The organism is Breznakibacter xylanolyticus, assembly GCF_003254275.1.
GTDB lineage: Bacteria > Bacteroidota > Bacteroidia > Bacteroidales > Marinilabiliaceae > Breznakibacter > Breznakibacter xylanolyticus.
In genome coordinates, this window is record NZ_QKZK01000021.1 from 4,483 (window position 1) to 28,130 (window position 23,648).

At 46.4% G+C, this 23,648-nt stretch carries 22 protein-coding genes; 17 read left to right on the forward strand and 5 right to left on the reverse strand.

Annotated features, from left to right (window positions below; translation table 11 throughout):
• Nucleotides 1-114 precede the first annotated feature (114 nt).
• The 4 genes from LX69_RS11980 to LX69_RS11995 all read left to right on the forward strand — a co-directional run bounded on the left by LX69_RS11980 (nucleotide 115) and on the right by LX69_RS11995 (nucleotide 5,717).
• A complete protein-coding gene (locus LX69_RS11980; protein ID WP_146260725.1) occupies nucleotides 115-1,425 on the forward strand; it encodes a hypothetical protein in 1,311 nt (436 codons plus the stop codon).
• 10 nt (nucleotides 1,426-1,435) lie between these two features.
• Nucleotides 1,436-1,831 (forward strand): YchJ family protein, encoded by a 396-nt coding sequence (locus LX69_RS11985; protein WP_221621349.1) that lies wholly within the window; start codon nucleotides 1,436-1,438, stop codon nucleotides 1,829-1,831.
• 302 nt (nucleotides 1,832-2,133) lie between these two features.
• Nucleotides 2,134-2,829, forward strand: a complete 696-nt coding sequence (locus LX69_RS11990; RefSeq protein WP_111446296.1) for a DUF6250 domain-containing protein — start codon at nucleotides 2,134-2,136, stop codon at nucleotides 2,827-2,829.
• Between the two features lie 197 nt (nucleotides 2,830-3,026).
• On the forward strand, nucleotides 3,027-5,717 hold the full coding sequence (locus LX69_RS11995) for an exo-rhamnogalacturonan lyase family protein (protein ID WP_111446297.1): 2,691 nt from the start codon (nucleotides 3,027-3,029) through the stop codon (nucleotides 5,715-5,717).
• A 71-nt stretch (nucleotides 5,718-5,788) separates the two neighbouring features.
• On the opposite strand, the gene def is transcribed toward LX69_RS11995, so the two are convergent.
• The 3 genes from def to ppdK form a co-directional block, all read right to left on the reverse strand.
• On the reverse strand, nucleotides 5,789-6,349 hold the full coding sequence (def, locus tag LX69_RS12000; RefSeq protein WP_111446298.1) for a peptide deformylase: 561 nt from the start codon (nucleotides 6,347-6,349) through the stop codon (nucleotides 5,789-5,791).
• A gap of 48 nt (nucleotides 6,350-6,397) precedes the next feature.
• Nucleotides 6,398-6,811: a Holliday junction resolvase RuvX gene (gene ruvX / locus LX69_RS12005; RefSeq protein WP_111446336.1), complete on the reverse strand. Its 414-nt coding sequence runs from the start codon at nucleotides 6,809-6,811 to the stop codon at nucleotides 6,398-6,400.
• A 144-nt stretch (nucleotides 6,812-6,955) separates the two neighbouring features.
• A complete protein-coding gene (gene ppdK, locus LX69_RS12010) occupies nucleotides 6,956-9,661 on the reverse strand; it encodes a pyruvate, phosphate dikinase (protein WP_111446299.1) in 2,706 nt (901 codons plus the stop codon).
• Between the two features lie 374 nt (nucleotides 9,662-10,035).
• Here ppdK and LX69_RS12015 point away from each other — a divergent pair, with 374 nt between their 5' ends.
• Nucleotides 10,036-10,284: a hypothetical protein gene (locus LX69_RS12015; protein WP_111446300.1), complete on the forward strand. Its 249-nt coding sequence runs from the start codon at nucleotides 10,036-10,038 to the stop codon at nucleotides 10,282-10,284.
• 127 nt (nucleotides 10,285-10,411) lie between these two features.
• On the opposite strand, the gene LX69_RS12020 is transcribed toward LX69_RS12015, so the two are convergent.
• Together LX69_RS12020 and LX69_RS12025 are read right to left on the reverse strand one after the other, a co-directional pair.
• Nucleotides 10,412-11,428 carry a GNAT family N-acetyltransferase gene (locus LX69_RS12020; RefSeq protein WP_111446301.1) on the reverse strand — a complete coding sequence of 339 codons (1,017 nt, stop codon included), beginning with the start codon at nucleotides 11,426-11,428 and terminating at the stop codon, nucleotides 10,412-10,414.
• A gap of 12 nt (nucleotides 11,429-11,440) precedes the next feature.
• The gene (locus LX69_RS12025) at nucleotides 11,441-12,502 is read right to left on the reverse strand and encodes a hypothetical protein (protein ID WP_111446302.1); all 1,062 of its coding nucleotides are present in this window, start codon (nucleotides 12,500-12,502) and stop codon (nucleotides 11,441-11,443) included.
• 372 nt (nucleotides 12,503-12,874) lie between these two features.
• Between LX69_RS12025 and LX69_RS12030 the strand changes: the two genes are divergently transcribed.
• From LX69_RS12030 to LX69_RS12085, 12 genes are all read left to right on the forward strand, one after another.
• Nucleotides 12,875-14,677 carry an ABC transporter ATP-binding protein gene (locus tag LX69_RS12030; RefSeq protein ID WP_111446303.1) on the forward strand — a complete coding sequence of 601 codons (1,803 nt, stop codon included), beginning with the start codon at nucleotides 12,875-12,877 and terminating at the stop codon, nucleotides 14,675-14,677.
• 4 nt (nucleotides 14,678-14,681) lie between these two features.
• Entirely contained in the window at nucleotides 14,682-15,089 is a 408-nt protein-coding gene (locus LX69_RS12035) for a sugar 3,4-ketoisomerase (protein WP_111446304.1), read from the forward strand.
• A complete protein-coding gene (locus tag LX69_RS12040) occupies nucleotides 15,070-15,486 on the forward strand; it encodes a sugar 3,4-ketoisomerase (protein ID WP_111446305.1) in 417 nt (138 codons plus the stop codon). The genes LX69_RS12035 and LX69_RS12040 overlap by 20 nt, the downstream gene beginning before the upstream one ends.
• Nucleotides 15,452-16,402, forward strand: a complete 951-nt coding sequence (locus tag LX69_RS12045) for a DegT/DnrJ/EryC1/StrS family aminotransferase (RefSeq protein WP_111446306.1) — start codon at nucleotides 15,452-15,454, stop codon at nucleotides 16,400-16,402. Before LX69_RS12040 ends, LX69_RS12045 begins: the two co-directional genes overlap by 35 nt.
• A 24-nt stretch (nucleotides 16,403-16,426) precedes the next feature.
• Entirely contained in the window at nucleotides 16,427-16,915 is a 489-nt protein-coding gene (locus tag LX69_RS12050; protein ID WP_111446307.1) for an acyltransferase, read from the forward strand.
• 19 nt (nucleotides 16,916-16,934) lie between these two features.
• Nucleotides 16,935-17,417 carry an acyltransferase gene (locus LX69_RS12055; protein ID WP_111446308.1) on the forward strand — a complete coding sequence of 161 codons (483 nt, stop codon included), beginning with the start codon at nucleotides 16,935-16,937 and terminating at the stop codon, nucleotides 17,415-17,417.
• Between the two features lie 365 nt (nucleotides 17,418-17,782).
• Nucleotides 17,783-18,733 (forward strand): hypothetical protein, encoded by a 951-nt coding sequence (locus LX69_RS12060; protein WP_111446309.1) that lies wholly within the window; start codon nucleotides 17,783-17,785, stop codon nucleotides 18,731-18,733.
• A gap of 59 nt (nucleotides 18,734-18,792) precedes the next feature.
• The gene (locus LX69_RS12065; protein ID WP_111446310.1) at nucleotides 18,793-19,902 is read left to right on the forward strand and encodes a DegT/DnrJ/EryC1/StrS family aminotransferase; all 1,110 of its coding nucleotides are present in this window, start codon (nucleotides 18,793-18,795) and stop codon (nucleotides 19,900-19,902) included.
• Nucleotides 19,903-19,913: 11 nt separating this feature from the next.
• The gene (locus LX69_RS12070) at nucleotides 19,914-20,882 is read left to right on the forward strand and encodes a glycosyltransferase (protein ID WP_111446311.1); all 969 of its coding nucleotides are present in this window, start codon (nucleotides 19,914-19,916) and stop codon (nucleotides 20,880-20,882) included.
• Nucleotides 20,864-21,823, forward strand: coding sequence for a glycosyltransferase family 2 protein (locus LX69_RS12075; RefSeq protein ID WP_170124364.1), 960 nt, complete (start codon nucleotides 20,864-20,866; stop codon nucleotides 21,821-21,823). The genes LX69_RS12070 and LX69_RS12075 overlap by 19 nt, the downstream gene beginning before the upstream one ends.
• 23 nt (nucleotides 21,824-21,846) lie before the next feature.
• A complete protein-coding gene (locus tag LX69_RS12080) occupies nucleotides 21,847-22,836 on the forward strand; it encodes a glycosyltransferase family A protein (RefSeq protein ID WP_111446313.1) in 990 nt (329 codons plus the stop codon).
• A 25-nt stretch (nucleotides 22,837-22,861) separates the two neighbouring features.
• Nucleotides 22,862-23,503, forward strand: coding sequence for a CatB-related O-acetyltransferase (locus LX69_RS12085; RefSeq protein ID WP_111446314.1), 642 nt, complete (start codon nucleotides 22,862-22,864; stop codon nucleotides 23,501-23,503).
• Nucleotides 23,504-23,648: the final 145 nt, after the last annotated feature.

A 23,648-nucleotide genomic window follows, 5' to 3' on the forward strand; every position in this document is an offset into this window, starting at 1 on the left:
GAGACGAAGAGAACAGATCTAAACGTCTTTCTTCATCTCATCCTCTGTCTCACCGTCTGGCGTCTTCTTCTCTTCCCTTAATGATATTGATTCATATCTCACATTGTCATGAGGATGGTTTTATTCATTCGTACATACATTTGTGTCCTCTTTTGGGCGTCGATGTCCGTGGCAGTGGCTGCCCCGGCCGATTCGACGCGCGTGGTGACCATGGGGCAGCACTCCTTTGTGCTCACACACCCCAACGACCTCGACCGGGTCTCTTTTCAAATCGACAGTGTGGTGCAGCTCATTCGCCGTGAGCGGCAGCAGGTGGTCAACGCCTACCTGCGCGAAGGTTTTGTGCCGGCCGGCCCCCTGAAAATTGAGTATCCCCGGCTGATTCACTACAACGCCTTTGAGGGATGGAAGGCCGGCTTGGGCTTGTGGACCGACTCGGCCGTGTGTCGCTCCCTGTCGGTGGGCGGCTATGGCACTTACAGCTTTCGCCGCCGGGCGTGGCTCTATGGCGGGGGCATGCGTTGGGAGATGCACGCGCCGTCGGCTTCGCGGTTGCAGGTGATGATGGTGCACGACTATCAGGCCACGGGCAGCCTGTCGTTTTTGCCCGAGCCCGATGCGCCCCGTCGGCTCGAGCTGGGGCATTTCCTCACCGAAACCATGGATTTGTCGCGGGGGGTGGAGGTGCAGCTCTCGCGTCGGGTGGCACCCCGTTTGTCGCTGGCGCTGGGGTATGCCTTTCGGGATGTGGAGCCGTTGGTGTCTTATGTGTTTGCGACAGAGGCGGGGGTGCCCGCTGCTTACGAGTTGCATCAAGGGGGCGTGCAGGGTGCCTGGGCTTCGCCAGGGACGGGTCGTGGCTGGCATTCGGCCGTGGCTGGCAACGTATGGCTGGGCTCGGGACAGCAGGACGCTCGCTTTCATTACGCGAAAATGGAATTGGGCCTGTGGCAAAGCCTAAAGTGGACGGTGCGCCACACCTCGTCGGTGCATGCCCGGGCGGCCATGCTCGTCGGCAACGTGGTGCCCCCGGCATTGTATTACAGCCAGATGGGATCGTACAAGCCGGTGGGGGTGTATGTGCCCGGCTCGTTTGCCACCATGCGCCTGAACGAGTTTGTGGCCGACCGGATGGTGGCTTTCTTTTTTGAACATGCCTTGGCGTTGTGGCATTCGCCCAACCTCGACAAGGTGCCGGTGGCGCGCTTGCAATTCAATTATGGTTTGGGGCAGATGTCGCGACAGCCGGCCGTTTCGATGGCCGACTTCCCGCGCGGCTTTGCCGAAGGCGGGCTGGTGATTGATAATTTGTTGCGCCTGGGGCTGCTGCAATACGGCGTGGCGGCTCATTATCGTCTGGGCCACGAGGCCTTTGATGCGCCCAAGGACAATTGGGCTTTTAAAATGGTGATTCGGTTTCGTTAAAATATTGGTGATGGAAAAACTTTGTCCTTGTGGGTCGTTGCGTCCTTTCGATGCTTGTTGTGAGCCTGTTGTGCGGGGCTCAATGGCAGCCCCAACGGCGCAGGCGCTGATGCGCTCGCGTTATGTGGCCTTCACGCTGGCCGATGTCGATTACCTGATGCGCACCTGGCACCCCCGCTACCGCCCGGTGAGGGAGCGCAAGCAAATCAAGGCCTGGGCGGCTTCGGTAACGTGGGTGGGGCTGCAAATCATCGACGTGGTGGCCGGCACCGAAACCGATGCCACCGGGGTGGTCGAGTTTAAAGCCACTTACCTCGAACGGGGCGTGCCCGCCGTCATTCACGAGCGTTCCTGCTTTGAGCGCGTCAACGGGGCGTGGGTGTACGTCAGGGGGGAGCACTTTTAATGGGGGGGGAGCATTGTAATAGCGTGAAGAGAAGAAGACGCCAGACATTGAGACAGAGGATGAGATGAAGAAAGACTTTGAGATCAGTGCTTGTCGTCTCTTCAGTCTCATCTGTCTGTCTGATGTCTAAGAGTCTTCTTATCTTTTATCCGAATCGCACTCACCCAATGGCATTGGATCTTGAATGATTAGTTTTTCCCTGTTGTTCGGTCATTTATTACAGGTGTTCGTTGTTGTTTGCCGTTAATTTTGAATGTCACGCCCTGCGGTGCTGATGTTGTTGCACGATGAACGCTTTTGTTATGAGGAATCCTTTATCTGTGGTTGTCGGTTTGTGCCTCCTGGTGTGTGGTGGCATCTCCGCTCAGTCGTCTGCCCGGTTGGGGCGGATTCTCTTTTCTGAAAATTTCAACGCGCCCCTCGATACTGCCCTGTGGCATGTCGAGATGGACTCACTGCCCGGCTCGTCGGTGACCTGTCGCGACGCATCTCTGGTGCTCGACACGCGCGGCGGGGTGACCGTGTGGCTCAAAAAGCCCCTCTCGGGCAATTATCGCATCACCTACTCCCGCCTGGTGGTGATGGACGGCGGCCCCAACGACCGCCTCTCTGATCTTAACCAGTTTTGGATGGCTTCTGACCCCCGCAATCCCAACCTCTTTACCCGCAAGGGCAAATTTGCCGAGTACGATTCACTGCTACTCTACTACGTGGGCATGGGCGGTAACTACAACGAAACCACCCGTTTTCGTAAATACATGGGCAACGGTGAGCGCCAATTGCTGCTCGAGAACAACCAGCCCGACCATCTCCTTAAAGCCAACCATCGTTACCGCATTTGCATCGAGGTGAAGGATGGTGTTTCTTCTTTTTTTGTCGATGGGGTCAAATTCTTCGAGTATGCCGATCCGGCGCCCATCCTCAGTGGCTTTTTCGGGTTCCGATCCACCTGGTCGCATCACGTGATTGACGATTTGGTGGTTTATTCGTTTGATTGACGGGTTTGTCATGCAATGCCGTTGGGTGAGTGCTATTCGGATAACAGACAAGAAGATGCTTAGACATCAGACAGACAGATGAGACTAAAGAGATGAAGAGAACCGATCTAAACGTCTTCTTCATTTTATCTTCTGTCTCAATGTCTGGCATCTTTTTCTCTTCAATAAATAAAATCAGATAATTATAGGTAATGTCAATGAATCTGAATCTTTTTTTGGGATGGATGCTCGTGTGTGTCGGGCTGTTGTCCCCGGTTGCGCTGATGTCGCAATCCACTCAGCCGCATGCTGTGGCCGTGACCTGGCTCGAAGACCCGGTCGATTCGTCTGCCACCGGGGTGACGTTTGGTGTCCCCTGGCCGAGGGGGGTCATGGCGCGCGGGCGGCAGTTGGTGATGGTCGATTCGTTGCAGCATCGCACTGCGGTGCAAAGCTGGCCATTGGCTTTTTGGCCCGATGGGTCGGTCAAGTGGAGTGGCATTGCCGTGCCGCCGGTGCAGTCGGTGGGCAGGGGCTTGCAGTTGATGGTGGGCGACAGCGCCGCGGTGGCATCGCCATTGGTGGTGGTCGAAACCGATTCGCTCATCGACATTCGCACCGGAACCATGCGCACCACCCTCTGCAAGTCGGGGCGGGTGCTCATCGCGTCCATGTGGCGTGGCCACAGGCAGGTGGCTTGCGACGGCCGATTGGTGATGGTGTGTCAGGATGGCCTTGCCGACGATGGGGCTTCGGTGGTGTCGTCGGTGCCTTTCGAAGGCGAAATCACGCGGGTCACCCTTGAACAAAACGGCCCGGTGCGTGCCGTGGTGAAGGTCGAGGGGGTGCATACCGCTACCGGGCACAAGCATTGGTTGCCCTTTGTGGTGCGTCTCTATTTTTACGCCAACAGCGATCGGGTACGCATGATGCACACCATGGTGTACGATGGCGATGAGAACCACGATTTTATTCGTGGTGTGGGCGTGCGTTTTTCGGTGCCCATGATTGATGAGTTGCACAATCGTCATGTGCGTTTCGTGGGCGACAATGGCGGGGTGTTTGGTGAGGCTGTTCGCGGCATCACCGGTTTGCGTCGCCCTGCCGGTGACGACAACACATCGGCACAAATCGAGGGTCGCCCTACTTTGCCGCTGGATCAGTGGAACCCGCAGGTGGCCAAAGGGCTGCCTTATGTGCCCGTTTGGGGTGATTATAAATTGGTGCAGTTGGCGCCCAATTCTTTTCATATTTCAAAACGAACCGCTCAGGGATACGCCTGGATTGGGTCTGCAGTGGGCGATAAAGCTTCGGGAACAGGCTATGTGGGGGGCGTTTCGGGAGGGCTGGCTTTTGGGGTGCGTAACTTTTGGCAGTCGTTCCCCGGTCAAATCGACATTCGTCGGGCCGGATCACCCATGGCCGAAGTGACGCTGTGGCTGTGGGCACCCGATGCCCAACCCATGGACATGCGTTTTTATCACGATGGCATGGGGCAGGACGACTATGCCAAACAGTGGGAGGGGCTCGAAATCACCTACGAGGATTATGAACCCGGCTACAGTTCGCCCATGGGGGTGGCGCGTACGTCCGAGCTCTCCTTTTGGCCGGTTGACGCCACTCCTTCACGCCACGATTTGGTGCAGTTTGCCCACTCGGTATCCCTGCCGCCCGTGTTGATGCCCGACAGGGCTTACATGCAGTCGTGCGGCGTGTTTGGCCGCCTGTGGGAGGTGCGCAACGATGCGCATCCCCTGAAGATGCAAATCAATCAAAAGCTCGACCAAACCTTTGATTATTATTTAACGCAGCAACAACTGCACCACTGGTATGGTTTCTGGAATTATGGCGATGTGATGCACACTTATGATGCCGATCGTCATGTGTGGCGCTACGACGTGGGCGGCTTTGCCTGGGACAATTCCGAGCTCTCTACCGATTTGTGGCTGTGGTACTATTTTTTGCATTCGGGGCGTCCCGAAACCTTTCGTATGGCCGAAGCCATGACCCGTCACACCGGCGAGGTGGATGTGCATCACCTGGGAGCCTTCGCGCCGTTGGGTTCTCGCCACAATGTGGTGCATTGGGGATGCAGTGCCAAGCAAATGCGCATCAGCACTGCTGCCAACCGCCGCTTCTATTATTACCTCACGGCCGACGAGCGGGTGGGCGACCTCATGGATGAGCAACTGGAGGCGCATCGCACGCTGCTGACGGTACAACCCTTGCGCAAGCGCGTGGCATACGGTTCCGGTCAACCGGCCGTGCCGGGCACGGTGTCGTTGAGCTTCGGAACCGATTGGGGAGCCATTTCGGCTGCCTGGCTCACCCGATGGGAGCGCTCGGGCGACGATCGCTATCGCCAGCGTCTCTTCAATAGCATGACCTCCATCGCCGCACAACCCCGGGGTTTCTTTACCGGCGGTGCCCTGATGGATGTGGAGTCTGGCCAATTTGTGGTGTCGAAAGACAAAAAGGCCACGGTTTCGCACCTCAGTGCCGTATTTGGTCTGGTGGAGGTGTGCGCCGAGTTAAACGATTTGATTGATTGCCCAGCGTTTGAGAAGGCCTGGTTACAATATTGCGAGTTTTACAATGCTCCAGGCCATCTGCAACAAAAAGTGTTGGGAACCGACTTTGGTAAGATGGGGCTGCGGCAGGCGCATGCGCGTCTCACCGCCTACGCGGCTTTCAAAACCGGAAATGTGGCTTTGCGAGAGCGTGCCTGGAAGGAATTTTTTGAAGGGAAACCGTCTAGATCGCTCGCTTTCCCCGAATTGTCGGTGATAGAAGTGCCCTCGGTGCTGACGCCCGTCACTGAAGCGCCGGGAATATCGACTAACAGTACTGCGCAGTGGGGTTTGGCTGCCATTCAATGCATGGCGTTGATGGGAGAGGTGAGCGAGTAATGCTGGTAAAAAAAGAACGGCTACCCGAAGTGATGTTTCAGGTAGCCGTTCTTTCTTTTTCTGAGACGCAATTATTTTCCCGTGGCTGTTTTGATGCGGTAGCTCACGTCCACGTTTCCCTTGGTGATGTTGTTGAGCTTGCCTTTAATGAATTTCTTCTTCAGGGGCGAGAGGTGATCGACAAACATCTTGCCTTCAGTGTGGTCGTACTCGTGCATTATCACTCGTGCCGCGAAACCTTCAAATACTTCATCATGAGGGGTGAAATTTTCATCCACATATTGAATGCGGACTTTTGAAGGGCGCACCACGTCCTCACGAATGCCCGGCAGGCTGAGGCAACCTTCCGATTCAACAACTAATTCGCCATGTGTTTCAATAACGTGAGCGTTGATGAAGACTTTTTTGAAGTCCTTCAGTTCCGGATAGTCTTCTTCCATGGGTGTGGCATCAATCACAAACAGGCGGATGGCCAGCCCTATTTGTGGTGCAGCCAAGCCCACGCCTTCGGCCTTGTACATGGTTTGCTTCATGTCGTCGATCAATTGCGACAAGCCTTCGTAATCTTTGGTAATATCTTCGGCGACCTTTCGTAATACCGGGTGACCGTAAACAACTACTGGTAAAATCATTTTTTTATATCAAGTATCAGATTTTTATACTTCAGATCGATGCAAAGGTTATCTTTTTGTTTCTAAATAGCTTTGCAAAATGATGGTGGCACTGATTTGATCCACCAGATTTTTGTTTTGGCGGGCTGTTTTTTTGAGCCCGGCATCCAGCATGGTTTGAAAGGCCATTTTGGAGGTGAATCGTTCATCTACCCATTCAACAGGCAAGTGGGGATATTTGTTCTTCAGTCGGTTGACAAACGGGGTGATGTATTTCATCGACTCCGAAATTTCGCCGGTGGTTTGCGTGGGGTAACCCACGACGATGCGCTCTACGGCTTCGGTTTGCAGGTACTTGTCCAAAAAATCAAACAGTTGGTGCGTGGGCACGGTGGTGAGACCGTTGGCAATGATTTGCAGCGGGTCGGTTACTGCCAGACCTGTTTTCTTTTTTCCGTAATCGATTGCCAGTATGCGTGCCATGTGAGTTGAATTGGCGCAAAAGTAATCATTTTTTGCAAGTTGCATTTGGTGAAAGCTGACTGTTTGTTGGGAGTCTCGGAGGATGAATAAAAAAAGTGCCCCATGAGTTATGGAGCACTTTGAAATAGAATTTAAAAAATCGGTTTATCGAATTGCCGCCTGAGCAGCAGCCAAACGGGCAATGGGAACCCTGAATGGTGAGCAGCTCACATAGTTCATGCCTACGCGGTGACAGAATTCCACTGAATTGGGTTCGCCGCCATGTTCGCCACAGATGCCCACTTTCAGGTTGGGGCGTTTGCTGCGTCCGCGCTCAATGCCCATTTTAACCAGTTGACCCACGCCTTCCTGGTCGAGAATTTGGAAGGGGTCGTTCTTCAGGATGCCTTTGCTCAGGTATACGGGCAGGAATTTGGCCGCATCGTCGCGCGAATAACCAAAGGTCATTTGCGTGAGGTCGTTGGTGCCAAAGGAGAAAAACTCGGCCACTTCGCCAATCTCATCGGCCACCAATGCTGCACGGGGCACTTCAATCATGGTTCCCACCAGGTAGTCGATTTTATCGTTGCGCTCGGCAAAGACGGTGGCGATGGTGTGGCGCACTATTTCTTCCTGCATCTTCAGCTCTTTAACGGTGCCCACCAGTGGAATCATGATTTCGGGGTGAGTGACGATGCCTTTTTGTTTGAGATCCATGCAGGCTTCAATAATCGCACGAGCTTGCATCTCCGTAATTTCGGGATAGGTGTTTCCCAGTCGGCATCCGCGATGACCCAGCATGGGGTTGAACTCGTGAAGCGAGTCCACTTTCTGACGAACCTTGTCGGGTGAAATGCCCATTTCAACGGCCATCTCGCGTTGGTTTTCTTCTTCGTGGGGCACGAATTCGTGCAGCGGGGGATCGAGCAGGCGAATGGTTACCGGCAGGCTGCCCATGGCTTCAAACACCGACGTGAAGTCTTTGCGCTGAATAGGCAGCAGTTTATCTAAGGCTTTGCGGCGGCCGTCTTCGTCATCGGCCAAAATCATCTCGCGCATGGCTTTGATGCGTTCGCCTTCAAAAAACATGTGCTCGGTGCGACACAGGCCAATGCCTTCGGCGCCAAAAGCCACGGCTTGTTTGGCATCGCGTTCGGTTTCGGCATTGGTGCGTACGCCCAGTTTGCGGTATTTATCGGCCAGGGTCATGATTTCGGCAAAGTCGCCACTCATTTCCGGGTCTTTGGTGGGGATTTTTCCTTCATACACTTCGCCGGTCGAGCCGTTGAGCGAAATCCAGTCGCCTTCGCGATAGGTGCGCCCGTTGGCAGTGAGGGTGCGGTCTTTGTAGCTGATGAGGCATCCTCCGGCACCCGATACGCAGCATTTGCCCATGCCACGTGCCACCACGGCAGCGTGGGATGTCATGCCGCCTCGGGCAGTGAGAATTCCTTTGGCAATGTCCATGCCTTCAAGGTCTTCGGGCGATGTTTCGATGCGTACCAGAATGGTGACGGGGTATTTGCGGGCTTCGTCGGCATGAAATACCACCTGTCCCGTGGCGGCACCCGGAGAGGCCGGCAGACCTTTGGCAATGACATGTGCAGTTTGGATGGCTCTTTTGTCAAAAACAGGGTGTAGCAGTTCGTCCAGTTTGTTGGGTTCCTGGCGCAGAAGAGCCGTTTTTTCGTCAATTTTTCCTTCGCGCAGCAAGTCCATGGCAATTTTTACCATGGCTGCAGCCGTCCGTTTTCCGTTGCGGGTTTGCAGCATCCATAGTTTACCGTCCTGTATGGTGAACTCTAAATCCTGCATGTCTTTGAAGTAATTCTCCAGTTTTTGTTGAGTTTCAAAGAGCGATTTGAATGCTTCGGGCATGTGTTCTTCTAATGAAGGAAATTTTTCGGCACGCTGTGTTTCTGAGATGCCGGCCAAAGTGGCCCATCGAATGCTGCCTTCCTTGGTGATTTGAAGGGGGGTGCGGATACCTGCCACCACATCTTCGCCCTGAGCATTGATGAGGTATTCGCCGTTAAAGAGGTTTTCGCCCGTTGCTGCATCGCGGGTAAAAGCAACGCCGGTGGCGGAGCGGTCGCCCATGTTGCCGTAAACCATGGCCTGTACGTTTACCGCGGTGCCCCACTCTTCGGGGATTTGATGCATCGATCGGTAGTAACAAGCGCGAGGGTTCATCCAGCTGTCGAATACCGCGCAGACGGCACCCCAGAGTTGTTCCCATGGGTCGGAGGGGAAGTCTTTTCCGGTGCGTTTTTTAACGGCATTTTTAAACCGCACGACCAACTCCTGAAGTTCGGGAACGCCCAATTCGGTGTCGTCAAACACCCCTTTGGCTTGCTTGACATCGTCCATGATTTCCTCAAAGGGATCGATGTCCTCTTTCGATTCGGGTTTCATGCCCAGTACCACATCGCCGTACATTTGAACAAAGCGTCGGTAGGAGTCCCAGGCAAAACGTTCGTTACCCGATTTTTTGGCAATGCCCTGAACGGTTTCGTCGTTCAAACCCAGGTTGAGTACCGTGTCCATCATCCCCGGCATGGAAACTCTGGCGCCCGAACGAACCGAAACCAACAGCGGGTTCTCCTTATCGCCAAACTTCATGTGCATGCCTTTTTCGACGTGTGCGACAGCATTGATGACATCCTCTTTGAGAATGTCAACAATCTTGGCTTTCCCAATCTGATTGTATTCAGTGCAGACTTCAGTGGTGATGGTGAAACCCGGTGGTACGGGTACCCCTATCAGGTTCATTTCGGCCAGGTTGGCCCCTTTGCCGCCCAACAGGTTTTTCATGTCGGAGCGACCTTCGGCTTTGCCGTCGCCAAAGGTGTAGACGCGTTTTTTACTCATAATTGTGAGGTTTAGGATTAAAATAATATCAGTAATGTCGTGATTTCGTAGGGGAGACTTGAAGTCTTTATGTGTCATCTGATGATGCAGTTCATCTTATTCGTTTCATCTACACGATGCAAAATCAGAAATGGCAGAATGTTATGGTTGGTTGTGTTCGGTTAGATTTGTTCGGTATCTGTTGCCTTGGTTTTTAAATACCTTTAAAAGTATAAAAAGTTGTTTAAAGTTGATGTAATTCTTTTTAAAAAATATTGGGATGTAGAGTTGGGTTATGTTGTTTGTTGTGAGTTTGTTGTGGTGTTTGTGTTTTTAACTGTTGGCGCGACCATTTTTTGTGTGTACTTTAGGCAATTAACATTAAACAAGTAACTATGGAGACGGAAATCAAGGATTTGATGAAGTTAACCAATCGTACCATCGCGCAAGAAGTTCAGCATTTGTTAGAAGAACATGGGATTTATTCTTTAATTGAATCCGATCATCCAGCCTCATCATTGATGGCCGTTTATTCACCTATGAATGTGATTGAAGACCTTGTCGTTAAGGTGCATCGAGATGATGAGATGGGAGCTCGGTCGGTTATTGTAGCTGGGGGATATGAGGAATATTTGTTGAAGTGATTCATTGCGGTATCGTTTTTTTTCAATGACTAAATGGAACTCGCCAGTAATCAGGCTCCTGTTGTTGAAGCTTTAGATGTGGCTCGTATCATGGTATTTATCTTTTAAATAAAGCGACTTTGTCGATTTAAGAGGATTTGCGAGTCATCTTTTTTTTGACTTTAATCAATGGGTTGAGAAGTTTACGGGGAAACATCAGGTAAAGTGAATCTTTTCCAAATTCGGTGACACGGGAAAATCCCAGTGATGTTTTAAAGTCCGAAAGGCCTTTGCCCTCTTGGCCATCGGCTGTGCCTGAAATGTTGTAATATTTAGCATTTTGATTGTAGTATTGGTTGATAAGATGATAGTGCATGAAGTGGTGCAATCCCAGTTTGTATCCAATATCGTCTGATGCGATCATAAGGCCAAAAATGCGCCCATTTTTTTCGAGGGTGCATCTGACGCAATGTATTTTGTTGTCCACCGAGGCATAGTAAAGTTGCGCAAGTCCACTTTCTACAACCCGCTGCATGGTGTGAGGGTTGAGGTGTAGAAAAGGAAAAGCGGCATATTTTTCTCCATATTTGTGATAGCGAATTTTTCGTGTCGCATCAAGTAAGTTAAATAGCTTTTGTAGGATTAAGGGGCTGTTGTCGTGATGAAATTCGGCTCCGTTTCGTGTGGCTTTGTTGACGTTATAGCGAAACGATTTGCCAAATTTTGGCGCATGTTCCAAAAATAACACGTATTCAGAGTATACCATGTCGGTTCCTCCGTTTGGAGGGCAGGGAATTCCGGAAAGATGGTCGCTGCAGTCGATGTGGTAGCGTTGAAATTGTTCAGATAAGCAAAAATTTGCCAATGCTTCAATGCATCCCTGATAAGAGGGGGAATGGTTTTGCTTTAATGCCGGCCCGGCGTAGAAATATAAATATTTGCCACTTCTTTTGGAGCCGGGCATGAGGAGTCCGCTTAGTTTGGCAATGAGTTGGTTGTGAATGTTGTAAAAGTGTATATAGATGGGTGTGCTTTGGTGAATGGCAACGCTCTCAATCCATTCTGAAGAGAGAAACACACTGTGGTTAAAATCAGATAATTGATTGTCGAATTCAGATCTGTTAACCTTTGTTGCAAAGAAGGGGGTGGTTTGGTAAAGTTCCATTTTGTCAAATGTTTAATGTCGCATCCATTGGCTAAAACTTTTTGAGAGAGTGTTGTATGGAAGTTTCCGTCCTATATTAATGAGTGGATTCAATATTTTTTGAGGAAAAACGAGAAAGTCAGTTTTAGTGATATAGAACGCTTGGGGCTTTGCTCCCAGTTCTTCTTTAAATTGCAGCAGTTTCTTTTTTTCGTTTGAAATTGCAGGGGTTCCTCCCATGTTGAGGCGTTCAATGCCCCTTTCGAAAAGGTCTTGTGATGCGTTTAATAAGACATATCCCGGGAGTCCATTGTCATAACCAAATGCATCACAGCCATTGAAAAGTCCATAAGCAGTGCCGTTGTATTCGATGATGACTGATATAAAATGGGATTGACCATCGGGATTCATCGAACAATACATTTTCCCTAATCCACTTTTCAATAATTTAGGTAGATGTTGTTCTGTAAAGAATGGTAGCTCCAGTTTTTTGTAGTCTGAATTGTGTTTGTTTTTTCTGCGTTGAAGTGTGTTTTCGGCTAGTTCGCTTAAGAGTGGCAACTGTTGTGGATCGTTGCTGATGAACCACGATGTTTGTGCCCTGAGAGCCTGATTTCTTTTTTTTCGTAGGCTGGAACCTGGCTTAAATGACGTAAATTCATTTTTTAGGTCAAAGATGGCTTCGTGCATTTGGTGGGAATGGAAATAGCCATTTGGAGGAAGTAGCGAGTTGCGTTGATCAAAGTAGAGTATCTGAATTCGACTGATGTTATTTTTTTTAGCCAGTGCAACTAGTGCATATAAGCAGTGATGGTATGTGTCCTCTGTCACTTTTGACCGAAATGCAGGTGCGGCATAAAAGAATAGCATTTTACCCATCAATTTGTTTTCAGAAACGAGTAGGCCTGAAATTTTTGAGATGGTAACATTGTCTTGAATAAAATCGATATAGATCGCTTTTCTTGAAGGCGTTTCTATGATTTGCAGCCATTGGGGTAACAGAAAGATGCTGTGATTGAATAGAGTCAACTCCTGTTCCCATGTTGCCAGGTCAGTCGTTTGTGCAATAATGCTGTTTGTGGTTCTGCGGCTCATTTCTTCCTTTTTTTCGCAATAAGTTATGACGAATTCTAATGATTTGCTGCACATATTTCGTCCTTAGGCAGGGCTTGTGTGAAAAAGGTAATATAGGGTTGTGACTGATAGTTATTTTGGAGTGGTTGTGATATAGTAGAATAAGGTGGGTGGCATAAGTTAGTGCAATGATTATGGAGGTTCGACACTGAAAATATTCGTTTGACCACAAAATGGGGGAGCTCAACCCAATCAAGTCGTAATTTGCTGTAACACGATGACGAAGAACTGCACTCGAAAGCAGCGGATGGTCTTCGGGCAAATAAACGGCTCACCCGCCATGGGACTGAGGGGGCGAAGCATTATCAAACGCACAAGAATTGATGCTGAATTATGGTGAAAGAGTTGGTGACCAAGCACTTTAAATATTTTGTTTTTTATTACCGGCAATTGGGCATTAAGATATTCCTGTTGCTCGGAATTAGTTCCATCATAGCCTTTTTGGATGGGATCGGTCTAACGTTGTTTGTTCCTCTATTTCAAGTGGCAGACTCAGGAAGTGCTGAGGGCGAATCGTTGGGAAAGCTGCAATTTGTAATCGATTTGTTTGAACGCTTTAATGTTCCATTGACTGTTGGGGTGATTTTGATTTTTCTCATCCTTCTTTTTGTGGTCAAAGGCTTGGTCAAGTTGTTTGAGCGGTATTATGCCACCCGCATTCGGGTGGGGTTTACCCGATCATTGCGAATTAAACTCATTACCGGGTTGTGTGATTTGAGCTATCCTGGATTTGTATCATTCGATCAGGGGCGCATCCATAATGTCATTGTGTCTGAGATGGGTAAGTCGGTGGGGGCTTTCATGTCGTTTTTTTCAACATTGCAAACCGGTGTAACTTTAATGGGTTATTTGCTGCTCGCTTTTGCTGCTAATTTTCAGTTCGCTTTGTTTATTACCCTTATTGGGGTGTTGAGCAATTTTATTTATCGGTTTATCAATCGTAAAGTTGAAGTGTCGTCTTTGTGGCAGTCGTTAATTGCCAATGGGTTACAGTCGAATTTGATTCAGGCGGTTAATCATTATAAATACCTTAAAGCCACCAATCTCATTGATAGTTATCGTCGAAAGCTCATCGAGTTAGTTTTTGACGCGGAGCGACTTTCCTTTAAAATGGGGATTTTGAACGGCATCTCTTCGGCCATGCGTGAGCCGCTGACCATTGGAATTGTGGCTTTGGTTATCTATGTACAGGTAGTGGTGTTTAAGGTTCCCATGTTTTCCATCATCTTGAGTTTGATGTTTTTTTACCGATCGTTAACCAGTTTGTTGGAAATACAGAATACCTGGCAATCGTTTTTGACCAATACCGGTGGGATTGCCTTGACGCAGGAGATGCTGGATGAATTGAAACTGAAAAAAGAGACCCATTATCGCAGACCTCCTCAGGATGTTTTTAGTCAAGTTGGAGAGATTCGATTTAACGGTGTAGGCTTTCGATACAGCGAGGATGGAAATGATGTGCTTAAATCGGTGAATTTGACCGTGCATCGCAACCAAACTGTCGCTTTTGTGGGTGAAAGCGGTTCAGGCAAAACAACCATGATTAATCTGTTGGCCGGGTTGCTTATGCCAACACGCGGCTCCATTGAAGTGGATGGGGTGGGATTGTCGCGCCAAAATGTTAAGAACTATCGTTATCATATCGGATACATTACGCAAGAGCCAGTGGTGTTTAGTGATACGTTGTATAATAATGTGACGTTTTGGGCTGAAAAAACGCCGTCAAACCTACGTCGTTTTAGCGAAATTATTGAACAGGCGGCTTTGACCGATATGGTGAATCAATTACCACAGCGTGAAGAGACCAGATTGGGTGACAATGGGATTTTGATTAGTGGAGGACAAAAACAACGAATTTCGATAGCGCGTGAATTGTTTCGCGGGTGCCATATCTTATTAATGGATGAGGCCACTTCGTCACTCGATTCGGAGACGGAGCAAGTTATTCAAGGTAATATTAATAAGTTGCAGGGGAAGTATACCATCGTGATCATTGCTCATCGTCTTTCAACGGTAAAAAATGCCGATGTGATTTATCTTCTTGATAAAGGTGAAATAACAGCACGAGGAACCTTTGAAGAACTGACATCACGCTCAGAGCGCTTCAAGAGAATGGTGGAATTACAAAATTTTTGATATTATGGAACGAGTCATTGAGTTGCCAAAAATATTGGATGAACGAGGCAATCTGACGTTTGTCGAACAGGTGCGTCATATTCCCTTTGAGATTAAACGGGTTTATTGGATTTATGATGTTCCCGGAGGTCAAATTAGAGGAGGTCATGCCTTTCGAGAGCAACAGGAAGTCATCATTGCATTGTCGGGAAGTTTTGATGTGCAGCTCAATGATGGTAAAGTTGTGAAGCCATACCATTTGAATCGTTCGTATTATGGCCTTTATGTGCCTGGCGGGATTTGGCGACACATGGAAAATTTCTCGACCAATTCGGTTGCCCTGGTGATTTCGTCGACAAAATATGACGAAAGTGATTATATCCGAGACTTTTCAGCCTACCAAACTTATTTAAATGAACACAAAAGTTTATGATTGCTGCTTGGTGCATTTACCCAAAGTGCACAACCGGGCAGGGAATATTACGACGTTGGAAAACAATGTGAATGTGCCATTTGATGTAAAGCGTGTTTATTATTTGTACGATGTTCCCGGGGGCGCTGATCGTGGTGGGCATAGTCATATTGAGTTGCAGCAATTTATAGTGGCTCTGAGTGGCGCCTTTGATGTGTTGATCGACGATGGCGTGAATAAAAAAGTGGTACATCTCGATCGGCCATATTTTGGGTTGCACATTGTACCCGGCATTTGGCGTGAGTTAATCAATTTTTCTTCGGGTGCCGTTTGTTTGGTCTTGGCATCTCATCCTTATTCAGAAGCAGATTACATACGTACTTATGACAAGTTTAAACAGTTACGGGGTTTTTCATAACGGGATTATCATTGATCCGGCTCCTTTTCGCGCCATGAATGTGAATATGAGTCCTTTTTCGACCAATGATGCGGTCTTTAACCGAAATTTATGGATGTGTGGCGATGAGGTGAGTTCTCGGGTAATGATAAATGAAATGAGGGGCTGTTACACACGAAGTGCTAAGGAAGCCCTATTGATGGCTCTGCGTGGATTGCATCTTGCAGGGGATGATGAGGTCTGGATTGAGACCACTACAAATAATCGTTATGTGAGTCATTGTGTGACGGATGTGATTGAATTGGTATGCCGATGGTCAAGAACTCGAACTGATAAGACTGCGGCCATATTGATTATTCATGAGTTTGGGTTTGTATATCCTGGCATAAAAGAGTTGTGTAAAACGGGATTGCCAATTATTGAGGATGGTGCCTATGCCATGTTTTCAGAGAGTTCCGAGGGTGCTGTCGGGGTGAATGGAGATTATTCAATTTTTAGTCTCTCTAAAATGCTTCCGATGCAGGCGGGCGGTGTTTTGGTGTCTCGTCATGAGGTGTTGTCTGATGCTGATTTATCGATGGATGAATTAAAATATTTTGGTCTGTGTTATCGGTTTTGGGGAGGCAACCGGAAAGAGAACATCGCGCAGCGTTTGCGTAATTATCATCTTTATGAGGATATTTTCTTGTCGATGGGTTATGCACCACGAATGAATTTGCAGAAAGGAGATGTGCCGGCTGCTTTTTTGTTTCGTGCGACAGGAAGGGACTTGGGCGGCTTGAAAACTTTTTTACAGTCGCATGGCATTGAGTGTAGTGTGTTTTATGGCGAGGAGACATTTTTTCTTCCTTGTCATCAACAACTTGAAGATGGATTGCCTGAGTACATCGGGGAGTTGGTAGCGTGGTTTTTTAATGCGAGTGGTACGGTTGTCTGATTTGTAAAATATTAAAATTGAACAATGATTTTAGGTGGGATAAAAACAGGGGATGAAGTCAATATTTATCCGTCGGTTAGTTTTAATCATGTGGTGTTTGGTAATAATCTAAAGATTGGGAAAGAATGTCAATTGTTTGGTGCTCCTGACATGCCCTTGCTAATTGGCGATAATACCATCATTGGGATGTATGTGATCATTGATGGAAGCTGTGCCAAAATTCACATTGGTAAGAACGTGTCCATTGCACAACAAACAGTGATTGTTGCCGATTGGCAAGTTGTGGATGGATCTAAAACAGCTGGTTACTTTGCGGTAAAATCAGCCCCTATTACAATTGGTAATAACACCTGGATCGGCTCTAGTTGCGTTATCGCACCGGGCGTGACCATTGGTGAGTGTTGTATTATCGCCACCAATAGTTATGTTGCCGAGGATGTACCTTCATATTCTGTTTACGGCGGAAGTCCGGCGCGATTGATAAAAGTCTTAAACCCTGAAGAATTGGGTTGAATATAAGTTTGTTGCGGAAATGTATTTACAAAATATATTGCTAGGAAGGTGTGTATGGGTCGATCCAACTGCGTCAGTTAACAATGTCGATTTGGGAGATGAGGTGGTGATTGGAAAGAAATGTACCGTTTTTGGGAGTGAGAATCATTTGTTGCAAATCGGTCGAAATACAAAGATTGGAATAATGACCATTCTCAATGGTTATTCGGCTCCTTTAAGCATTGGTTCATATTGTTCTATTGGGCCGCATTGTCATTTTTTAGTCGATTCAGGTCCTACAGCCAGTCCCCGATTGTTGAAAAAGTATCCCATCAGTGCTTCTGCGATCCATATTGGGGATCATTGTCACATTGGGGCATCTTGTATGATTATTGCCGGATCTCGAGTCGGTGAAGGTGCAGTTATTGAACCCAATAGTTTTGTCAATGGTGAAGTCGAAGCATATAGTGTGTATGGGGGGAGTCCAGCCAGGTTGATTCGCAAAATTCATTCGTCTGATTGATATCATGCGTTGATGTTTTTATTGGTCAAGAAACTTTTGATGTTGAATAGGAATACCCATGATTAATCGTACTTGCTTTTATGTTGATTCGATTGTTTTGGTGTTGAGTTTTGAAAGTTTTTAATTTTTATGAAACGCTCAAGTCATTAGTATGTGATGAACATTGTAAGAAACGTAAAAGACTATACGCTTTAAATTTAAGTTGATGTGCAGAATATGTAACGAAGTAACTGCAAGTTCCTTTTTGTGGGATTAGGTGGCTCATATTAAAATTATGAAACGAGCCATGTCTATTGCTTCGATACACAGGAGTATGACTATTGGCGAGTTCCATGTGCCCATTGAAAACAAATTATAGACACATCATGAAATATCAAATTGAACGATATTTTGCCGGGATGCGACAGGAGTGGGAAGAAGCTCTGAATAATGCTGTGAATGGCATATTTTTATTCCGGCGTGATTTTATGGATTATCATTCACATCGATTTGAAGATCATAGTCTGCTTGTGCGAGAGGAACAACGAGTGGTGGCATTGTTGCCTGCCAATGTGTTCAATGGTGTGTTGTATTCACATCAAGGTTTGACTTATGGCGGTTGGATCTTTTGCAAACGCCTGAGTGCCGCTCATGTGGAGCAGATTTTTGTTGAATTGGACGCGTATTGTAGGAATCATGCAATAATTGAAATTGTTTACAAACAGAAACCTTCTGTTTTTTTACCTCGCTTGTGTGAAACCGATGCCTGGATGCTGTGGCATTTGGGGTATGAACTCTGGCGTCGTGATTTGAATTTTGTGATTGATTTGCACAATTCTCCCGGTTTTTCGCATGACAAACATTATCGATTGAATAAAGCGAAGCGTAATCATTTGAGGGTGGATCCTCATGGAGACATTCGGCAATTAATGGAGTTAGTCGCTCATAATTTGCAGGAGCGGTTTCAATTGCTCCCGACTCATACCGCTGAAGAAGCTCTGTTATTGCAAACGCGTTTCCCGAATCATATACACACCATCGCTGTTTTTCAGGGAGATATGTTTTTGTGTGGTGCCTGGTTGTTTGAGGATAATCAGTTTGTGCATACTCAATATTTGCATTCAAACGAAGAAGGAAAAGCGCTCTGTGCCGTTGAATTTTTGATGGATTATCTGATTGCGAAATTTTCTGCTTCTAAAAGATATTTGAGTTTCGGTGTTTCAACCGAAATGGATGGCAAAGTTTTAAATGAAGGGCTTGCCAGTTTTAAGGAGGGGTTTGGGGCTTCGGGAGTCTGTCATGATTTTTATCGGAAAAAAATCATACAAATCGGGTGATGTTAGCTCTGCGTGGCTTTTTGATGAATATACATCGTTAACTAGTAAAATGAAATGCCATGAATGTGAAGTTTTTAGATTTAAAAGCCGTGAATAAACCATACATGGCCGAATTAAATGATGCTTCTCGTTTTGTTTTGGAACGAGGCTGGTATATATTGGGCAAGGAAGTTGAAGCCTTTGAAAATGAGTTTGCAGCTTATTGTGGGGTGGCTCATTGTATTGGGGTTGGTAATGGATTGGATGCATTGCGCCTCATTTTTGAATCGTGCAAGCAATTGGGATTGATGGAGCCAGGTGATGAAATTATCGTTCCTGCTAATACGTTTATTGCCTCCATGTTAGCGATTACGCAAAGTCATTTGCAACCCATTTTAGTGGATGCAGACCCTATTTCTTACAATATTGATGTTCATAAGGTCGAAGAAGTCATTACTTCGCGCACAAGAGCGGTGTTAGCTGTTCATCTTTATGGTCGGTTGGCTGATGTGACAGCTTTGCAGGAGATTTCTCATCGCCATAATTTATTGTTATTTGAGGATGCTGCTCAAGCTCATGGCGCTCGTGATGAACAAGGGCAATTGGCCGGAAGTTTTGGTGATGCAGCTGCTTTTAGTTTTTATCCCGGGAAAAATTTAGGGGCTTTGGGAGATGCGGGGGCGGTCACTACTAATCATTCTCAGATTCATGAGCAGGTGAGAATGATGCGAAATTATGGAAGTTTGCAGAAGTATAATCATTTATGTAAGGGCTTTAATTCGCGTTTAGATGAGTTGCAAGCTGCTTTGTTGAGAGTAAAACTGCATGGATTGGATCAGGATAATGCTCATCGACAGCGGTTAGCTGATGAGTATCGAAAGCATATTCGATTAAAAGATACTGTTTTGCCGGATGTCAACGTTCGACAGTCACATGTGTATCATGTTTTTCCAGTCTTGCACCCCAATCGGGATGAATTACAGAAATATTTGAGCGAGCAGGGGGTTGAAACGTTAATCCATTATCCTGTTCCTCCGCATAAACAGCAAGCTTATCACGAATGGGAGCGGCTATGTTTTCCAGCCACGGAGTATATCCATTCCAGTGAATTGAGCTTGCCCATGAGTCCTGTTCATTCATTTGATGAAATTTTTTATGTATCTGAAGTCATCAATCGTTTTCCCGGATAATCGTAACGAAAATGGTGCAGAAACATAGGGAAGACCAAAAACTGGTTACGGTTGTGGCGCTTTGCTACAATCAAGCTCAATACCTCCGGGAGAGTTTGGATAGTATCATTAATCAGACCTATCCTGTTGGGCGTTTTTTTATCATTGACGATGGTTCAACTGATCATTCCGTGACGCTGATTCGTCAGTGGCTCGATGAACACGGTCATCCTGCCGAATTGATAGTTCATGAAAAAAATATGGGGATTACTCGTACCATCAATCATGCATTGTCGTTGTGTAATACTCGGTATTTTCATCCATGGCCATGTGATGATATTATGTTACCTCATAAAATAGCTGATCAAGTTGCTTATCTTGAAGGGTTGAATTGGGAGCCTGGTTTTTTGTATGGCGATTGTCAGTGGATTGATGAGCATGGGGAGATTTTTCGTGAATCGGTGATACGTGATAGGGAGCAATGGTTTCCTGAGCGTCAAATGCCCTCCGGTAATATTTTTCCTTATTTAGTGCAGCATGGGTGTTTTATTCCTACTGCATCGGGACTTTATGTGACAAAGGTGCTCAATGAATTAGGTGGGTTTGATGAGAAACTGTTTGCAGAAGACTGGGATATGTTTATGCGTATTGCTCTTCGTTATGGCATTGCTTTTAAAAAACAGGTGTTTAGTCAGTATCGACGGCATCGAGAAAGTGCCGAAATGAAAAAGGGAAGACATTATTGGGATGGGCATTTTAAGATTTTACCCCGTTTTTTGAAACTCAGCAAAGAATATGATGACCTTATTTATCGAAAAATGTGTGAAGACGCCATTGTGGCGCACGGGCAGGGGTATCGGAAGGCGACAGGCTGGATTCGCAAACAGGCTTGCCGTAAAAGGGATCTCAAGTTATTGCTGACTTATTTTCGCTTGTTAGTTAATTCGCTTCATAATGATGAATGGTTTCGAAAAGAGAGGCAATGGAGAATTCTGAATTAGTTTCAGTAATTATTACAACTTATAGGCGTCCCCGTTATTTGAAAGAAACGCTGGAAAGTGTGATGGGGCAGACCTATCGAAATATCGAAGTGATTGTTGTGGATGACGGTACACCGGGGGATGAGAATTATCTCATTTGTCGTCAATGGCCAGCTATTCGTTATTTAAAGATATCAAATACCGGGAGCCCCATCGTTCCTCGAAATGTTGGTTTTAAACAGTCTAAAGGTCTGTTTGTCGCTTTTTTGGATGATGATGATATTTGGATGCCTGAGAAGATTATGACTCAGGTGCAGATTTTGAAACAAAATCCTGATTTTGGTTTGGTTCATGGTAGTTGTTATGTCATTGATGGTGAAGGGGAGAGTACAGGTGAAGTCGTGGGGCGGCTTAAGAATAGAAGTGAAAAACATGGCCAGGTGTTTGATCGGATGGTCGGGCGTTTTACGGTGATGATGCCTACGCCATTGATTCGCAGAGAATGGGTGGAGTTGGTTGGAGGCTTTAATGAGAATATTCCGGCAGCAGGAGAAGACATGGAGTTTTTTTGTCATCTGGCATTTTATACTCCGTTTTTTTATTTAGATCAGCCGTTGGCTTTTTATCGCATACATGGGAGTGGAATATCTGTAAAAAACCCTTTATATGTGTCTTTGCCATTGGTGTTGTTTCGATTGGTAAAAAAATTGCGTCGTCATGGTTTGAGTATTCATCGATTTCGAATAATTCGGAAGCAGTTGCTGGTTTGGCAAATAGAAAAGATTCATGATTTTGGATCTTTAGGTACTGTTTTGGCGAATTGCTTGTTGATGAGTCCATGTTTTTTTATGAATCCGGTTTTAGGATTGAGTATGGTGAAAAAGATAATCATGGTGGTTTTAAACCGGATTTCAAATAATTGCACCGAAAGAGGTCGAGTTGAAACTCGTATGGCTGTTTGAAACTTTGTTTGATATATTAACAGATGCGCATAGGTATTAATCCCGAGAAAAGTAAGGAGACCCCCTTGGTTCATAAACGGCATCGAATTATCATCCCGTTTTGGATCCCGAATGTACAAGATGCTTATTTTAGGGAGCAACCCAAGGTGTTGCGTTATTGTCTGCAATCGCTCATCGATAGCATCAATCCCCAGCAAACCAATGTGACGCTTATTAATAATCATTCGTGTCGGGAAGCTTCCGATGTTGCAGAAGAATTTGTGGCCAAAGGGTTGATTGATAAGTATGTTGTGCGTAGTGAAAATCGGGGTAAACTTGAGAATATACTTGCTGAAGGCCGCTCCGCTTTTGAGGAGTATGTAACCATTTGTGATGCTGATTTTTTGTTTTTTAATGGGTGGGAGGATGAGGTAATTCGTGTGTTTAACAATTTTTCGAGTGCGGGTGTCGTTACTTGCTATCCTTGTCCCAATTTGGCATTTCACTATAATTCATGTTGGGTGTTAAGAAATCGGTGGTTCTTGGGATCGGTCGTATCGAATGATGATATGTCTTTGGTCGAAAAAGGTTTAGGAGGGAATTTGGAGAAGGGCATTTTTTCTGGCTTGGGATCACGTCATCGCTATTTGTGGCGCGAAAAGCAATATTATTTACGGCATGATGATATGGTCGCTATTCCGGGGGCTGTACATGCTTTAGCTACCATGAAGCGAGATATTATTGATCAGTTGCCCAAACGTAAAGTGGATGTGGTTTTTAAAAATGGGTATGAACAAACATATCTTGATTATTTCTCTGAGCGATTGGGGTATGTGAGGTTGTCTACACCAAATTGTTATGCTTATCATATGGGTAACACGATTCCTGGTGACCTTATTGATCGAAATAAGGTGACTGTTCGAACCAAGGGGGTGTTCCCTGATTATCGCAGCCGAAGCTATGTTTTTAATTCCGTTATCTGCCAAATCGAATCATTGCTGGTGAGGTTGTTAAGAAGAATGAATGCTTTGTAGTTTTTAAAAATTTGAAGTGCTGTGTATGTGGCGGATGAGTCAATTTTTACAAAAAATATTTGATAAAGTGTATTATGCTCCCCGATATGAACGAGGGGCAGAGTTACGTGGGCGCGTAACCGGATTTCAATGTGTGAAATGTGATGGAGAAAATAAAATTCCTAATGGTTGCAGCTTTTCTGGTGATGTTCATTTAGGTTTTAGAAGCACTTTGGGGATGAATAACTGGGTGCATGGGCATGTCCGAATAGGAAGATATTGTCAGTTGGGGGCAGATGTTATGATTAATTCAACAAATCATCCCATTCATTATTTGACAACTTATATAAATCGGAACTTGTTTGGCGGTGAATTGTATCGCATTAAAGAGGTTTGTAAAATTGAGATTGGACATGATGTTTGGATTGGACATGGAGCCATTGTTTTAGGTGGGGTGCGAATTGGAAACGGAGCAATCATTGCTGCCGGAGCAGTGGTGACCAAAGATATTGCACCCTATACCATTGTGGGAGGTATACCTGCGAAGTCAATTGGGGTTAGGTTTTCGGAGAGTGTTTGTCGTGAGATTGAACAGTTGTGTTGGTGGGATATGTCTGATGAACAATTGGAAGAGATAAAACCAATTTTTTTTAAAGATTTAAGAGTGGAGAGCTTGAATGGTTTGTGATTCCGATTAAAGTTCAATCTGTTTGAAGTTCGATTTTACAAGTTCAGATAGAATTCGCTAATCATCATTCTTGTGTGAGTCAGGTATGCTTTGGGCTCGTTTTAACTGAAAGTCTGTTGGGTATTGTTAAATTAAAATTGATGAC